The organism is Aeromonas rivuli (assembly GCF_020149575.1).
Lineage (GTDB): Bacteria > Pseudomonadota > Gammaproteobacteria > Enterobacterales > Aeromonadaceae > Aeromonas > Aeromonas rivuli.
In genome coordinates this window covers 4,298,006-4,312,500 of the sequence record NZ_CP079742.1, presented here as the reverse complement: position 1 = coordinate 4,312,500, position 14,495 = coordinate 4,298,006, and the positions used below count along the sequence as shown (strand labels likewise).

The following is a 14,495-nucleotide window of genomic DNA, read 5'->3' as shown; positions in this document are numbered from 1 at the left end:
CCCGTGAACCTTTACTACAGCTTGGCACTGAACATTGAACCTACATGTGTAGGATAGGTGGGAGGCTTTGAAGCGATGACGCTAGTTGTCGTGGAGCCGTCCTTGAAATACCACCCTTGTATGTTTGATGTTCTAACGCAGGGCCCTGAATCGGGCTCGCGGACAGTGCCTGGTGGGTAGTTTGACTGGGGCGGTCTCCTCCCAAAGAGTAACGGAGGAGCACGAAGGTTGGCTAATCCTGGTCGGACATCAGGAGGTTAGTGCAATGGCATAAGCCAGCTTAACTGCGAGACGGACAGGTCGAGCAGGTACGAAAGTAGGTCATAGTGATCCGGTGGTTCTGAATGGAAGGGCCATCGCTCAACGGATAAAAGGTACTCCGGGGATAACAGGCTGATACCGCCCAAGAGTTCATATCGACGGCGGTGTTTGGCACCTCGATGTCGGCTCATCACATCCTGGGGCTGAAGTCGGTCCCAAGGGTATGGCTGTTCGCCATTTAAAGTGGTACGCGAGCTGGGTTCAGAACGTCGTGAGACAGTTCGGTCCCTATCTGCCGTGGGCGTTGGATGATTGAAGGGAGTTGCTCCTAGTACGAGAGGACCGGAGTGAACGAACCTCTGGTGTTCGGGTTGTCACGCCAGTGGCACTGCCCGGTAGCTAAGTTCGGAATCGATAACCGCTGAAAGCATCTAAGCGGGAAGCGAGCCCTGAGATGAGTCATCCCTGACCCCTTGAGGGTCCTAAAGGGCCGTTGGAGACCACAACGTTGATAGGTGGGGTGTGTAAGCGCGGCGACGTGTTGAGCTAACCCATACTAATTACCCGTGAGGCTTAACCATACAACACCCAAGAAGTGTTCTGAGACTTGTAGCAAGTGCGAGACTACTTACCTAATTCAGTGATAGCGACAAGCCAATAAGGCCAAGTCGTTATTCACGTCAGCTTTCCGGATGAAGTTTTTTGCCTGGCGGCCATAGCGCCGTGGACCCACCTGATCCCATGCCGAACTCAGAAGTGAAACGCGGTAGCGCCGATGGTAGTGTGGCATTCGCCATGCGAGAGTAGGACACTGCCAGGCTCCTAATTACAGTCACAGCGATGTGATTGGTCGTGTAACAACGTCAGGTTGTTGCGGACAACAGATTGAGATAACGCACACAGTGTGTTCTTTACCGGTTAGTGTGCTGATATGGCTCAGTTGGTAGAGCGCATCCTTGGTAAGGATGAGGTCCCCAGTTCGACTCTGGGTATCAGCACCAGTAAATTGAAAGGCCTTCCCAATCGGGAAGGCCTTTTTGCATTGACGATTTTGATGACCGGACCATCAATTCAACGAGATCGCCCTGGCATCCAGGTAGCACCTGACCTCGCCAGAAGGTGTTTTGGTGACCATGGCAGTCAACTTGTCTTCCCGCCGGTATTCCCAGTGGCTCTCTATGGCATCGAGTGGCGGCTTGCGGATCCCCAGACCCTGCAAATATTCGTTAAACAGGCCAATGCTGCCTATCTCTATCATTTTCTCTTTCATTTTGTTCCGTCCGGCTTCTGGTGATCCCTATCTCAGTCATGTTAACAGTTCTCGTATGAACCACACCCAATGGCTTCTCTCATTCGTTGATCCAAGTTAACTTGTTGTGAAATAAAGCCGATAGCATTTAGAGAATAGGGAGAGGCAGGATGTTGATCACCAATGTGAGGCTGGCGGGGCAGCAGGGTCTGTGGCAGATCCACTGCCAGAATGGATTGATCGAGAGTGTGACCCCCATGAATGGGATCAGGACGGATGATGACTGTCTGGATGGCGAGGGGGGGTTGGCCATGGCCCCCTTTATCGAGCCACACATCCATCTGGATACTACCCAGACCGCGGGTGAGCCGAGCTGGAACCAGTCCGGTACCCTGTTCGAGGGCATAGAGCGCTGGGCTGAGCGCAAGGCCCTGCTCACCCATGAGGATGTCAAAACCCGGGCCAGGCAGACGCTCAAATGGCAGATAGCGAATGGGATACAGTTCGTGCGCAGCCATGTGGACGTGTCGGATCCTGAGCTGATCGCCCTCAAGGCCATGCTGGAGCTGCGCGAAGAGATGAAACCCTGGGTCGAGTTGCAGCTTGTGGCCTTTCCCCAGGAGGGGATCCTCTCCTATCCCAACGGCAAGGGGCTGATGGAAGAGGCGATGGCCCTCGGTGCCGATGTGGTGGGCGCCATTCCCCATTTCGAATTTACCCGGGAGTACGGTATCGAGAGTCTGCATTATGCATTCGAGCTGGCGGAGCGATATAACGCCCTGATCGATGTACATTGCGACGAGATCGACGATGAACAGTCACGTTTCATCGAAACCCTGGCGACCCTGGCGCTGGAACGCGGTTGGGGGAAACGCGTCACCGCCAGCCATACTACTGCCATGCACTCTTATAACGGTGCTTATGCCTCCCGGCTGTTCCGCCTGCTACGCATGGCAGATATCAACTTCGTCGCCAATCCCCTGGTCAATATCCACCTGCAAGGGCGCTTCGACACTTACCCCAAGCGGCGTGGTATCACTCGGGTCAAGGAGATGCTGGAGGCAAATATCAATGTCTGCTTCGGCCACGACGATGTATTCGATCCCTGGTACCCAATGGGCACGGCCAACATGCTGCAGGTGCTGCACATGGGGCTGCATGTCTGCCAATTGATGGGGTATGAGCAGATCAACGATGGCTTGAAGTTGATCAGCAACCATAGCGCCCGTACCCTGCAGGTAGAGGATCGCTACGGTATCGAGGTCGGTAAGCCGGCCAACCTGCTGATCCTGCCCGCCGAGAACGGCTTCGATGCGGTGCGCCGTCAGGTGCCGGTACGCTACTCCATTCGTCATGGCAAGCTGATTGCCGAAACGACGCCTGCCAGGACTCACATTCATCTGACGCAACGCGAATTCATCGATTTTCGCCGCTGAGTTGAGGGAACATTAGGCCGACCATGACCCTGTCAACCACAGGGGATATTTTGCATAATGTCGGCTGAAACCCTTGGAGATTTACCATGCAAACCTGGTTATTTGTGGCCTGTGGTGGCGCCATCGGCGCCTGTCTGCGCTTTGGTATGACGGAGTTGATGGCCCTGCTACTGGGCCGTCACTTTCCCTACGGCACCCTGACCGTCAATGTGCTCGGCTCCTTCATCATGGGCATTGCCTTTGCCCTCATCAGCAATGGTCACGTGCTGGAACACCCTATGAAGCCGTTGCTGATGGTTGGCATACTGGGCGCCCTGACCACCTTCTCCTCCTTTGCGCTGGACACTGTGCTGCTGGCCCAGCAAGGTGCCTGGCTCAAGGCGGTGCTCAACATGGGGCTCAACCTCTTCCTCTGTCTGGCCATGGTGGTGCTGGGCATGCAGTTGGTCGGGAGCCGGGTTTAAGGTGTCCGGACGCTGGCGGCTCTGGTAAACTGGCGGCCATTGTTTGTTCTATGGGTGTTTGAGGGATGTCGGAACCGACTACAACTACGCATTTTGGCTTTAAAACCGTCGAGGCCAACGAGAAAGAGACGCTCGTGGCCGGGGTCTTCCATTCGGTGGCAGCCAAGTACGATGTGATGAACGATCTGATGTCGTTCGGCATTCACCGCCTGTGGAAGCGCTTCACCATTGATTGCTCCGGCGTGCGCCGTGGCCAGAAGGTGCTGGATCTGGCCGGTGGCACCGGCGATCTCACTGCCAAGTTCTCCCGCATCGTCGGTGAGACCGGGCAGGTGGTGTTGGCGGATATCAACGATTCCATGCTGAAAGTCGGTCGCGACAAGCTGCGCAATCTGGGGGTCGCCAACAATGTCTCCTTCGTGCAAGCCAATGCCGAGGCCCTGCCCTTCCCGGACAACCATTTCGATGTCATCACCATCGGCTTCGGCCTGCGTAATGTCACCGACAAGCAGAAGGCGCTGGCCTCCATGTTCCGGGTGCTCAAGCCGGGCGGTCGCCTGCTGGTGCTGGAGTTCTCCAAACCGGAGAGTGAGGTGATCGCCAAGCTCTATGATCTCTACTCATTCAAACTGCTGCCGAAAATGGGCGAGTTGGTTGCGAACGACGGCGAAAGCTACAAATACCTGGCGGAATCCATCCGCATGCACCCGGATCAGGAGACCCTCAAGGCAATGATGCTGGAGGCGGGCTTCGATCAGGTGGATTACTACAACCTCACCCAGGGCGTCGTCGCCCTGCACCGTGGTTACAAGTTCTAAGGGCCGAGTATGCCAATGGATGCCATGGTCACGGCCGTGATCGAAACCAGCCTCAACCAGCTGCTGCGCCTCGATGATCAGAGCCCGGAGCGGTTGCGCAAACTGAATGGCAAAGTGCTCAAGCTGGATCTGCGCGAGCTCAAGCCGCTCTGGTTTATCTTCTCGGAGCGTCGTCTCGATGTGCTGGCTCAGCATGAAGGGGAGGCGGATGCCGTGCTGAGCCTCTCCCTGAGCGCCCTGGGTCTGCTCAAAGACCCCTCCGCCCTGACGCGCTATATCCGAGAGGAGAAGCTGGACTTGCATGGGGATCCCCAGCTGGTGCAGGCCTTCAGTACTCTGCTTGGCGAACTCGATATCGATTGGGAAGAGCACCTCTCTCGTTACACCGGGGACGTGCTGGCGCACAGTCTGTTTCGCGGTGCCCATCAGGCGCGCAAGGCGATAGGGACCGAGCTGTGCCGCACTCAACGCCAGCTGGCAGAATATCTCACCGAAGAGGTTCGCCTCGCCCCGGGCCCGCTGGAAGTGGCCAGTTTCTCCGATGACGTCGATGCGCTGGCCCAGCGCCTCAAGGCCACCGAACTGCGTCTCGCCCGCCTCGAGCAACGGATCCCCTGATGACCCCCAAGGAGTTCAAACGTCTCTATCGCATCGTCGCCATCCTGCTTGAGCAGGGAATAGACGAGCTGGTGCCGGCCAAGTATCAACCCTGGCCTGGCCGCCTGGCCCGCCGTAGCCTGTTCTGGCTCAAGAATCGGCAGCAGGGCGAGAGTCGCGGCATGCGCATCCGCCTGGCCTTCGAGGCGCTCGGTCCCATCTTCATCAAGTTTGGCCAGATGTTGTCGACCCGGCGCGATCTGCTGCCCCCCGACATCGCCGAGGAGCTGGCGCTGCTGCAAGACAGGGTACCCCCCTTCTGCGGCCAGCTGGCCCGTAGCCAGATAGAGCAGAGTCTGGGGGTGCCCATCGAGGCGCTGTTCGATGATTTCGACGAGACGCCACTGGCCTCCGCCTCCATCGCCCAGGTGCACACGGCCCGTCTCAAGGAGAATGGCCGCGAGATCGTCATCAAGGTGATCCGCCCCGATATCGAGCAGACCATAGAGGCCGATCTGCGGCTGATGACTGCCCTGGCCCGGCTGGTGTCCCGCTTTGCCCCCTCCAGCGCCCGGTTGCGGCCAGTCGAGGTGGTTGCCGAGTATCGCAAGACCATACTCGACGAGCTCAATCTGATGCGCGAGGCCGCCAACGCCATCCAGCTGCGCCGCAACTTCCTCGGCTCGGACGCCCTCTATGTGCCCGAGGTTTACTCCGAGCACTGCCGTGAGCAGGTGTTGGTGATGGAGCGCATCTACGGCATACCGGTTTCCGACATTGCCGCCCTGGAAGCGAACGGCACCAACATGAAGCTGCTGGCCGAGCGCGGTGTCGAGGTCTTCTTCACCCAGGTGTTTCGGGACAGCTTCTTCCACGCGGACATGCACCCCGGCAACATCTTCGTGGCTCGCGAGCACCCGGAAAACCCACTCTGGATCGGCATAGATTGCGGCATAGTCGGCACCCTGAACAAGGAGGACAAACGCTATCTGGCCGAGAACTTCCTCGCCTTCTTCAACCGGGATTACCGCAAGGTGGCCGAGTTGCACGTGGAGTCAGGCTGGGTGCCTGCCGACACCAAGGTCGACGAGTTCGAGTTTGCCATCCGCACCGTGCTGGAACCCATCTTCGAGAAACCCCTGTCCGAGATCTCGTTCGGCCATGTGCTGCTCAATCTGTTCAACACCGCCCGGCGTTTCAACATGCAGGTGCAGCCCCAGCTGGTGTTGCTGCAGAAAACCCTGCTCTATATCGAGGGTTTGGGGCGCCAGCTCTATCCCCAGCTCGACTTGTGGCAGACCGCCAAGCCTTTCCTGGAAAACTGGATGCGCGAACAGGTCGGCCCCAAGGCGGTCTGGAACGCGATCCGCGACAAGGCACCCTTCTGGGCCGAGAAGTTGCCCGAGCTGCCCGAGCTGGTTTACGAGACCCTGCGTCAGGCCCGCAGCCAACAACGTCAGTTTGATCATCTGTTTGTCGAATTTCGCAGTCATAGTCGTCGTCAGGGTCAGGCTCGCTATCTGCTTGGTACCGGCGCGGCGCTGCTGTTGGCGGGTGTATTCCTGATTACCGAACAACATATTGAATGGGGTCAAGTCTCTTTGGGTGCCAGTGGCGTATGCTGGCTGCTCGGTTGGCTCAAGGCCCGCTCACACTAATCACAATGCGCGCCTGACGGCGCCAATTTCGGAGAGAAAATCATGGGTGGAATCAGTATTTGGCAGTTGTTGATCATCGCGGCCATCGTGGTGTTGTTGTTTGGTACCAAGAAGTTGCGCGGCATTGGCGGCGATCTGGGCGCTGCGGTCAAGGGCTTCAAGAAAGCCATCTCTGACGAACCCGATGCCAAACCGGTGCAAAAGGATGCGGACTTCGATCCCAAGCAGCTGAATGAATCGGCCAAGCAGGACGAGAGCGCGAAGCAGAAAGACAAAGATCAGGCCTAAGCCATGTTCGATATCGGTTTTTGGGAACTGATCGTGGTCGGCATCGTCGGCCTGCTGGTACTGGGCCCTGAGCGGCTACCGGTGGCCATCCGTACCGTCAGCGGCTGGATCCGGGCGGTGCGCAGCACGGCCAATGCGGTCAAGTCCGAGTTGGCGCAAGAGCTCAAGCTGCAAGAGCTGCATAACGATCTCAAGAAGGCCGAGCAACTGCAGATGCGCAATCTGAGCCCGGAACTGCAAGAGTCCATCGACAAGCTGAAGGAGGCGGCCGAGTCGGTCACTCATCCCTACGCCAAGGCTGCGCCTTCGGAGGCAACTATCGATGAGCCTGAGGCGCAGCCCGAGCCGGAAAACCGCATCTTGCCCGATGGCGCCGCCAGAGCGCAGCCAGTCAACGCGCAGGCTGCCGAGCCGCAGCAACCTGTGGCCGCACCGGCCAAGGCTGCATCGCCGGATCTCAATGGGGAGGCCAAGCCATGAGCCAGACCGAACAGCCGTTGATCGCCCACCTGGTGGAGCTGAGGACCCGCCTGCTCCATGCCCTTGGCGCCATACTGCTGGTGTTTGTCTGCCTGGTCTATTTTTCGAACGATATCTACAAGTTCGTCTCTGAGCCACTGATAAGCCAGCTGCCTGCGGGCACCAGCATGATAGCGACCGATGTGGCGACCCCCTTCCTGACGCCCATCAAGCTGACCATAGTGGTCGCCTTCTTCATCACCATCCCCTATCTGCTCTACCAGGCCTGGGCCTTCATCGCCCCGGGCCTGTACAAGCATGAGCGGCGGCTCATCATGCCACTGGTCTGCTCCAGCGCCCTGCTGTTCTACTCGGGCATGGCGTTCGCCTACTATGTGGTGTTCCCGCTGGTGTTTGGTTTCTTCACCAGCACGGCGCCGGCCGGGGTGACCATTGCCACCGATATCGCCAACTACCTGGATTTCGTGCTGACGCTGTTCTTCGCGTTCGGGGTGGCGTTCGAGATCCCGGTTGCGACCATATTGCTGTGCTGGACCGGGGTCACCACCCCGGAGAGCCTCAAGGCCAAGCGTCCCTATGTGGTGGTGACAGTGTTCGTCATCGGCATGTTGCTGACGCCGCCGGATGTCTTCTCCCAGACACTGCTCGCCATTCCCATGTGGATGCTGTTCGAGGTCGGGGTTTTCTTCGCGCGTTTCTATACCCGCAAAGAGCCACTGGCCGACGAGGAGACCGAAGAGGGGGGCTGAGCCCCCCTCTCTTTTTGCGCCTTGCCAGCGCAAGCCGGGGCGGTGGCTTGCCAGAAGGGAGGGCACAAGCTGAATGCCCGTTGGGGCATCGGCCCTTTTCATGGTCGGTCGCGGGGAGTATGGTAGTGGCCCTTGATGGCTTTCATCTGCATTTTTGAAGACTCCATGATAGACATAGGCATTAACCTCACTAGCCCCCAGTTTGCGGGGGAGCAGGACGAGTTGGTCGAGCGCGCCCGCGCCGCCGGACTCAGCGCACTGATCCTGACCGGTACCGACCTGGCGGGCAGCCAGGAGAGCGCCACCTTGGCCAGCCGCTGGCCCGGCTACTGTTTCTCGACCGCGGGGGTGCATCCCCATGATGCCAAGTCGGTGGACGAGCAGACCCTGGCCGCCTTGCGTGAGCTGGCGGCCCTGCCTCAGGTGGTTGCCATCGGCGAGTGCGGCCTGGACTACAATCGAGACTTCTCGCCGCGCCCCGTGCAAGATGCCGTGTTCGAGGCCCAGCTTGCCCTGGCCGCCGAGCTGCACATGCCGGTGTTCCTGCACTGCCGCGATGCCCACGCCCGTTTCATCGAGATCTTGAGTCCCTGGCTCCCCAAGCTGCCGGGGGCCGTGCTGCACTGTTTCACCGGCTCCGATGCGGAGCTCGATGAGTGCCTGGCCCTGGGGCTGCACATCGGCGTCACCGGCTGGATCTGCGATGAGCGACGAGGTCTCTTGCTGCGCGAGCAGGTGGCTCGCATTCCGGCGGGCCGGCTGATGATAGAGACGGATGCCCCCTATCTGGTGCCCCGGGATCTCAAGCCGCGTCCCAAACGCAACGAACCCGCTTTTTTGCCGCACATCGCCAAGGTGGTGGCGGCTTGCCGCGCGGAAGCGCCCGAGGCCTTGCTGGCCCATACCCGGGCCACTTCCGCCGCGTTTTTCCAACTGCCAATCCAGGAGTGACTCATGGCCACAACTCTTCCAGGTGCCTTCCCGGGCCGCCGCCTGCGCCGGGCGCGCAAGCAGGATTTCAGCCGCCGTCTGATGCGTGAGAATCACCTCACGGTCGATGATCTCATCTATCCGGTGTTCGTGCTGGAAGGTGAGGGCCAACGTGAAGCCGTGGTTTCCATGCCGGGGGTGGATCGCCTCTCCATCGATCTGCTGCTGATTGAGGCCGCCGAGCTGGTTGCCCTGGGGGTGCCCGCCATCGCCCTGTTCCCGGTGACGCCGCTTGGCAAGAAGAGCCTGCTGGCCGAGGAAGCGTACAACCCGGATGCCCTGGCCCAGCGCGCTACTCGCGCCCTCAAGGCGGCTTTCCCCGAGCTTGGGGTCATCACGGATGTGGCGCTGGATCCCTTCACCACCCATGGTCAGGATGGCATCATTGATGGCGACGGCTATGTGATGAACGACATCACCACCGAGATCCTGGTCAAGCAGGCGCTCTCCCATGCGCAGGCGGGGGCCGACATGGTGGCGCCGTCCGACATGATGGATGGCCGCATTGGCGCCATTCGTGCGGCACTGGAGGAGCACGGCTTCGTGCACACCCAGATCATGGCGTACTCCGCCAAGTACGCCTCCAGCTACTATGGCCCCTTCCGGGATGCGGTCGGCTCGGCCAGCAATCTGGGCAAGAGCAACAAGGCCAGCTATCAGATGGATCCGGCCAACGGTGACGAGGCCCTCCACGAGGTGGCCCTGGACATCCAGGAGGGGGCAGACAGCGTCATGGTCAAGCCCGGCATGCCCTATCTGGACGTGATCCGCCGGGTCAAGGATCAGTTCGGCGTGCCGACTTACGCCTATCAGGTGAGTGGCGAGTATGCCATGCACATGGCCGCCATCCAGAACGGCTGGCTCAAGGAGCGGGAGACCGTCATGGAGTCCCTGCTCTGCTTCAAGCGGGCCGGTGCTGATGGCATTCTCACCTACTTCGCCAAGCGGGTTGCCCAATGGCTGAAGGAAGATGCCCGGCGCTGATGGCGGCTTGCGGCTTGCAACAACGGCTCCCTCGGGAGCCGTTGTTATATCTGCATCTTGCGACTCGCTGCGCCGGGTTGGCCTGCGAGCATGTCCTTATCCCACACTTCCCCGGCGGCGAGGGGGGTTATGGGCAACTCTCAGGGCTTGAGGCCGAGCCGTCTGGCGAGCCGGTGCAGGTTGCCGCCGTCCAGCTCCAGCGCTCGGGCGGTGGCGGCCCAGTTGCCGTCCTGAGCCGCCAGGGTCTGCTCGATCAGCTGGAGCTGGAAGGCGTCGGTGGCGGTGCGCAGCCCCATGCCTGCCATTGGCTGCACCGCCTGTTCCACAGGGATGCGGCTGGATGAGGGGGCGCCGGTGGCCGCCAGGTTGAAGTGGTGGCAATCCAGCGCGGGGGCCTGGTTGCCCTGCTCGGCCCGCGCCAGCACGGCCGCCCGGTGGATGGCGTGCTCGAGTTCGCGCACGTTGCCCGGCCAGTCGTGACCCTCGAGCAGTGCCAGCGCTCCGGGCAGGATGCGCAGCCGCTCCAGCCCCAGGCTGACCCGGCAGCGTTCGCAAAAATAACCGGCCAGCAGGGGAATGTCGCCGGGACGCTCCCGTAGTGCCGGGGCGTGGATCGGGAAGACGCTCAGGCGGTGATAGAGATCGGCCCGGAACTGTCCCTCGACCACCGCCTGCTTCAGATCCCTATTGGTGGCGGCCAGGATGCGCACATTGACCTTGAGCGGGGTGTCGTCACCGATCCGCTGCAGATCGCCGTATTGCAGCACCCGCAGCAACTTGGCCTGCAGCGGCAGGGAGAGCTCGCCGATCTCGTCGAGAAACAGGGTGCCCCGATCGGCCAGCTCGAACTTGCCCGCCCTGTGGTGGATGGCGCCGGTGAAGGCCCCCTTCACGTGGCCGAACAGCTCGCTCTCCGCCACCGATTCCGGCAGGGCGGCGCAGTTGAGGTAGACCAGCGGCGCCTTGGCGCGCAGGGAGCCCTGATGCACTGCCTTGGCGATCAGCTCCTTGCCGACCCCCGTCTCCCCCAGGATCAGCACGTTCAGCTCCGAGTTCGCCACCACATCGATCTCGTGGCGCAGCCGGGCCATGGCGGGGGAGTGACCTATCATCTCCGGCTGCCCCTGGCTGGTATGGGGGGAGGGGCTGAGCGGCTCGCTGCTCTGGCGGGCGAGCCGCTCCAGCAGCAGGGCATTGCTGAGGGCGGCGGCGGCCAGGGCCCCCACCAGCCGCAACTCCTCGTCGCTGATGCCGTCGAACTGGGCCGGGTTCATGCCGTCTATGGTCAGGGCGCCGATCAGCGCCTGATCTGAAAACAGCGGCAGGCCGACGCAGGCGTGCACCCTGAAGTCGTCGTGATCCGGGATCAGGCCGTCATAGGGGTCGGGCAGCTTGCTGTCGGCGGGGAAGCGCACCACGTCGCCGGCGCGGGCTATGGCCTCCATGCGCGGGTGATCCTTGAGCGCGAAGCGGCGGCCCAGCACGTCCTGCATCAGGCCATCGATGGCCAGCGGGATGAACTGGCCCCCCTCGTAGCGCAGCAGGGCCGAGGCATCGGAGTGCAGCAGGCTGCGCACGCTCTGGATCAGGCGGTGAAATCTGTCCTGATGGGAGATGCCGAGTTGCAGATCGAGGGCGATGCGCGCCAGGCTGTCGGTCGAGATCACGAGGTATTGTCCAAATGACAGTGGTGTTGTGATTATGACTATATTTGGTGACTGTCTTAATGACAATGACTGTTATGCAAGTACATTTAAAACAATGAGTTATGAGTTGGCACGTCAACTGCAATAGCGAGTTCAGTCGAACATTCGCTATGGCATTCTGAGGAACCACCGCATGAGCATTCACGTCAAAAACAACATCCACTGGGTCGGCCAACGGGACTGGGAGGTGCGCGACTTTCACGGCACCGAGTACAAGACCCACAAGGGCACCAGCTACAACAGCTACCTCATCCGCGAAGGGAAGAACGTGCTGATCGACACCGTCGATCACAAGTTCAGCCGCGAGTTCGTGCAGAACCTGGCGGCGGAGATCGATCTCGCCTCCATCGACTATGTGGTGATCAACCACGCCGAGGAGGATCACGCCGGCGCCCTGACCGAGCTGATGGCCCGCATCCCGGGTACCCCCATCTACTGCACCCACAACGCCATCGACTCGATCACCGGTCACCACCACCATCCTGAGTGGAACTTCCAGCCGGTCAAGACCGGCGACAGCCTGGACATAGGCAACGGCAAGCAGCTGGTGTTTATCGAGACCCCCATGCTGCACTGGCCCGACAGCATGATGACCTACATGACCGAAGACGCCGTGCTGTTCTCCAACGACGCCTTCGGCCAGCACTACTGCGACGAGCACCTGTTCAACGACGAGGTGGATCAGACCGAGCTGATGGAGCAGTGCCAGCGCTACTACGCCAACATCCTCACCCCCTTCAGCCCGCTGGTGACCGCCAAGATCAAGGAGGTGCTGGGCTTCAACCTGCCGGTGAGCATGGTGGCCACCTCCCACGGCATCGTCTGGCGCGAGGATCCCACCCAGATCATCCTCAAATACCTGGAGTGGGCCGATCACTACCAGGAGGATCGCATCACCCTGTTCTACGACTCCATGTCCAACAACACCCGCATGATGGCCGACGCCATCGCCCAGGGCATCCACGAGGTGGATCCCGGCGTGGCGGTGAAGATCTACAACGTGGCGCGCCACGACAAGAACGAGATCCTGACCCAGGTGTTTCGCTCCAAGGGGATACTGGTGGGCTCCTCCACCATGAACAACGTCATGATGCCCAAGGTGGCGGGCATGCTGGAGGAGATCACCGGCCTGCGCTTCAGAAACAAGCGCGCCGCGGCTTTTGGCAGCTATGGCTGGACCGGTGGTGCCGTGGACCGGATCCAGACCCGGCTGATGGACGCGGGCTTCGACATCAGCATCTCCCTCAAGGCCAAGTGGCGGCCGGATGGCTCGGCGCTGGCCGAGTGCCGCGAGCATGGCCGCCAGCTCGCCCGCCAGTGGGCGCTGCACCCGCTGGAGGCGCCTCGCCCGATCACCACCACTCAGGCGGCCGTGACGCCTGCCCCGGTGATCGCCAAGGCGCCGCAAGCCGCACCGGCTGCCGGTGAATGGGATGACGACCAGGCCATGCTCTGCACCGTCTGCCAGTGGATCTATGACCCGGCCCAGGGCGAGCCGGATCAGCTGGTGGCGCCGGGCACCCCCTGGGCCCAGGTGCCGGACAGCTTCCTCTGCCCCGGCTGCGGCATCGGCAAGGAGGTGTTCGAACCCTGCGCGCTGGAGGCCTGCGTATGAACTCAGTCACTCCGAGCGAGGTCGGCACCAGCCGGGAGATTGTGGTGATCGGCAGCGGCTTCGCCGCCCAGCAGCTGGTCAAGAGCCTGCGCAAGCTGGACGGCGAGTGGCCCATCCGCCTCATCACCGCCGACAGCGGCGACGAGTACAACAAGCCGGACCTGAGCCACGTGGTGAGCCGGGGCTGCGCCGCCGCGGCCATGACCCGGCTGAGCGGCGCCGCCTTCGCCGAGCAGCAGCGCATCACGCTGCTGCCCCACTGCCCGGTGCTCGGCATAGATCCCGTCCGGCGGCTGGTGCTGACCGGCCAGGGGGAGTTCCCCTACAGCCAGCTGGTGCTGGCCACCGGCGCCAGCGCGGCGCGGCCCGATATGGCGGGAAGCGAATTCCTTGTCACCCTCAATAGCCTGCAGGAGTATGCCGCCGCCGAGGCATCGATCCGTCAGGCTCGCCGCATCCTGGTGCTGGGGGCCGGGCTGATTGGTTGCGAGCTGGCGATGGACATGGCGAGCGATGGTCGCGAGGTCACCCTGCTGGATCTGGCCGACAGCCCCCTCGGCACCCTGTTGCCCGCCGCCCTGACGCAGCCACTGCAGCAGGCGCTGCGCGCGCAGGGGGTGAGGCTGCAACTGGGGCTGGGCATCGCCGGGATAGACGCGCAGCCCGGCGATGGCTGGCGAGTGACCCTGAGCGACGGCCGCACCTGCGAGCAGGATCTGGTGATCGCCGCGATCGGCCTGCGGCCGAATCTGGCCCTGGCCCAGGGGGCCGGGCTGGCGGTGGGGCGCGGCATACTGATCGACGATCTGCTGCGCACCAGCGATCCCCATATCTTCGCGCTGGGGGATTGCGCCGAGTGGCAGGGGCAGCTGCTTCCCTTCCTGCAGCCCATAGTGCTGGGGGCCAGTGCCCTGGCCAAGACCCTGCTCGGCACCCCGACCCCGCTGACCCTGCCGCCCATGCTGGTGAAGGTGAAGACGCCGCGCTATCCGCTGCAACTGGCGGGCCGCACCCAGGACGAGGATCTCGCCTGGCAGTGCCACTGGAACCAGCACGGCATGGTGGCCGAGGCGCGCGGTGAGGATGGCGAACTGTGCGGCTTCGTGGTGGGAGGCGACAAGATGAGCGCCGCCTTCCCGCTGCTGCGCCAGCTGCCCCGCTGATCCGTCAACTATTCAAGGCCGGGCAGACCGGCCATTC

The 14,495-nt window shown here is 61.6% G+C and carries 14 protein-coding genes, 1 tRNA gene and 2 rRNA genes (1 of these 17 cut by a window edge); 15 read left to right on the top strand and 2 right to left on the bottom strand.

The annotated features are described in order from the left end of the window. The 3 genes from KYK33_RS19890 to KYK33_RS19880 form a co-directional block, all read left to right on the top strand. Window positions 1-842: ribosomal RNA gene (locus KYK33_RS19890) — 23S ribosomal RNA — on the top strand (it extends 2,048 nt beyond the left edge of the window). A 124-nt stretch (window positions 843-966) separates the two neighbouring features. Further along, window positions 967-1,081: ribosomal RNA gene (gene rrf, locus KYK33_RS19885) — 5S ribosomal RNA — on the top strand. Between the two features lie 105 nt (window positions 1,082-1,186). Continuing rightward, window positions 1,187-1,262: transfer RNA gene (locus tag KYK33_RS19880), tRNA-Thr, on the top strand. A gap of 65 nt (window positions 1,263-1,327) precedes the next feature. Here the strand turns inward: KYK33_RS19880 and KYK33_RS19875 are convergent. Beyond that, on the bottom strand, window positions 1,328-1,531 hold the full coding sequence (locus KYK33_RS19875) for a hypothetical protein (RefSeq protein ID WP_042039602.1): 204 nt from the start codon (window positions 1,529-1,531) through the stop codon (window positions 1,328-1,330). Between the two features lie 149 nt (window positions 1,532-1,680). Between KYK33_RS19875 and KYK33_RS19870 the strand changes: the two genes are divergently transcribed. The 10 genes from KYK33_RS19870 (at window position 1,681) to hemB (ending at window position 9,974) form a co-directional block, all read left to right on the top strand. Next, a complete protein-coding gene (locus KYK33_RS19870; RefSeq protein ID WP_224431623.1) occupies window positions 1,681-2,946 on the top strand; it encodes a cytosine deaminase in 1,266 nt (421 codons plus the stop codon). Window positions 2,947-3,032: 86 nt separating this feature from the next. Next, window positions 3,033-3,410 carry a fluoride efflux transporter CrcB gene (gene crcB / locus KYK33_RS19865; protein WP_042039600.1) on the top strand — a complete coding sequence of 126 codons (378 nt, stop codon included), beginning with the start codon at window positions 3,033-3,035 and terminating at the stop codon, window positions 3,408-3,410. Between the two features lie 65 nt (window positions 3,411-3,475). After that, window positions 3,476-4,228 (top strand): bifunctional demethylmenaquinone methyltransferase/2-methoxy-6-polyprenyl-1,4-benzoquinol methylase UbiE, encoded by a 753-nt coding sequence (gene ubiE, locus KYK33_RS19860; RefSeq protein ID WP_042039599.1) that lies wholly within the window; start codon window positions 3,476-3,478, stop codon window positions 4,226-4,228. Window positions 4,229-4,237: 9 nt separating this feature from the next. Continuing rightward, on the top strand, window positions 4,238-4,846 hold the full coding sequence (locus tag KYK33_RS19855) for a ubiquinone biosynthesis accessory factor UbiJ (protein WP_224431622.1): 609 nt from the start codon (window positions 4,238-4,240) through the stop codon (window positions 4,844-4,846). Next, window positions 4,846-6,483: a ubiquinone biosynthesis regulatory protein kinase UbiB gene (gene ubiB, locus KYK33_RS19850; protein ID WP_042039597.1), complete on the top strand. Its 1,638-nt coding sequence runs from the start codon at window positions 4,846-4,848 to the stop codon at window positions 6,481-6,483. The genes KYK33_RS19855 and ubiB overlap by 1 nt, the downstream gene beginning before the upstream one ends. Window positions 6,484-6,525: 42 nt before the next feature. Then, window positions 6,526-6,771, top strand: a complete 246-nt coding sequence (gene tatA / locus KYK33_RS19845) for a Sec-independent protein translocase subunit TatA (RefSeq protein WP_005900501.1) — start codon at window positions 6,526-6,528, stop codon at window positions 6,769-6,771. 3 nt (window positions 6,772-6,774) lie between these two features. Further along, window positions 6,775-7,251, top strand: coding sequence for a Sec-independent protein translocase protein TatB (gene tatB, locus KYK33_RS19840; RefSeq protein WP_224431621.1), 477 nt, complete (start codon window positions 6,775-6,777; stop codon window positions 7,249-7,251). Continuing rightward, window positions 7,248-8,000 carry a twin-arginine translocase subunit TatC gene (gene tatC, locus KYK33_RS19835; RefSeq protein WP_042039594.1) on the top strand — a complete coding sequence of 251 codons (753 nt, stop codon included), beginning with the start codon at window positions 7,248-7,250 and terminating at the stop codon, window positions 7,998-8,000. Before tatB ends, tatC begins: the two co-directional genes overlap by 4 nt. A gap of 165 nt (window positions 8,001-8,165) precedes the next feature. Then, window positions 8,166-8,951: a TatD family hydrolase gene (locus KYK33_RS19830; protein ID WP_042039604.1), complete on the top strand. Its 786-nt coding sequence runs from the start codon at window positions 8,166-8,168 to the stop codon at window positions 8,949-8,951. Between the two features lie 3 nt (window positions 8,952-8,954). Beyond that, a complete protein-coding gene (hemB, locus tag KYK33_RS19825; RefSeq protein WP_042039593.1) occupies window positions 8,955-9,974 on the top strand; it encodes a porphobilinogen synthase in 1,020 nt (339 codons plus the stop codon). Window positions 9,975-10,114: 140 nt separating this feature from the next. On the opposite strand, the gene norR is transcribed toward hemB, so the two are convergent. After that, window positions 10,115-11,641, bottom strand: coding sequence for a nitric oxide reductase transcriptional regulator NorR (gene norR / locus KYK33_RS19820; protein ID WP_224431620.1), 1,527 nt, complete (start codon window positions 11,639-11,641; stop codon window positions 10,115-10,117). Between the two features lie 172 nt (window positions 11,642-11,813). On the opposite strand from norR, the gene norV reads away from it, so the two are divergent. Beyond that, a complete protein-coding gene (gene norV, locus KYK33_RS19815; protein ID WP_224431619.1) occupies window positions 11,814-13,295 on the top strand; it encodes an anaerobic nitric oxide reductase flavorubredoxin in 1,482 nt (493 codons plus the stop codon). After that, window positions 13,292-14,458: an NADH:flavorubredoxin reductase NorW gene (norW, locus tag KYK33_RS19810; RefSeq protein WP_224431618.1), complete on the top strand. Its 1,167-nt coding sequence runs from the start codon at window positions 13,292-13,294 to the stop codon at window positions 14,456-14,458. Before norV ends, norW begins: the two co-directional genes overlap by 4 nt. The last annotated feature ends 37 nt before the right edge of the window (window positions 14,459-14,495 follow it).

Excerpts from the sequence above, each read along its gene's own strand:
- KYK33_RS19875 (WP_042039602.1), bottom strand. The coding sequence starts at position 1,531 with ATGAAAGAGAAAATGATAGAGATAGGCAGCATTGGCCTGTTTAACGAA.
- KYK33_RS19870 (WP_224431623.1), top strand. The coding sequence starts at position 1,681 with ATGTTGATCACCAATGTGAGGCTGGCGGGGCAGCAGGGTCTGTGGCAG.
- crcB (WP_042039600.1), top strand. The coding sequence starts at position 3,033 with ATGCAAACCTGGTTATTTGTGGCCTGTGGTGGCGCCATCGGCGCCTGT.
- ubiE (WP_042039599.1), top strand. The coding sequence starts at position 3,476 with ATGTCGGAACCGACTACAACTACGCATTTTGGCTTTAAAACCGTCGAG.
- KYK33_RS19855 (WP_224431622.1), top strand. The coding sequence starts at position 4,238 with ATGCCAATGGATGCCATGGTCACGGCCGTGATCGAAACCAGCCTCAAC.
- ubiB (WP_042039597.1), top strand. The coding sequence starts at position 4,846 with ATGACCCCCAAGGAGTTCAAACGTCTCTATCGCATCGTCGCCATCCTG.
- tatA (WP_005900501.1), top strand. The coding sequence starts at position 6,526 with ATGGGTGGAATCAGTATTTGGCAGTTGTTGATCATCGCGGCCATCGTG.
- tatB (WP_224431621.1), top strand. The coding sequence starts at position 6,775 with ATGTTCGATATCGGTTTTTGGGAACTGATCGTGGTCGGCATCGTCGGC.
- tatC (WP_042039594.1), top strand. The coding sequence starts at position 7,248 with ATGAGCCAGACCGAACAGCCGTTGATCGCCCACCTGGTGGAGCTGAGG.
- KYK33_RS19830 (WP_042039604.1), top strand. The coding sequence starts at position 8,166 with ATGATAGACATAGGCATTAACCTCACTAGCCCCCAGTTTGCGGGGGAG.
- hemB (WP_042039593.1), top strand. The coding sequence starts at position 8,955 with ATGGCCACAACTCTTCCAGGTGCCTTCCCGGGCCGCCGCCTGCGCCGG.
- norV (WP_224431619.1), top strand. The coding sequence starts at position 11,814 with ATGAGCATTCACGTCAAAAACAACATCCACTGGGTCGGCCAACGGGAC.
- norW (WP_224431618.1), top strand. The coding sequence starts at position 13,292 with ATGAACTCAGTCACTCCGAGCGAGGTCGGCACCAGCCGGGAGATTGTG.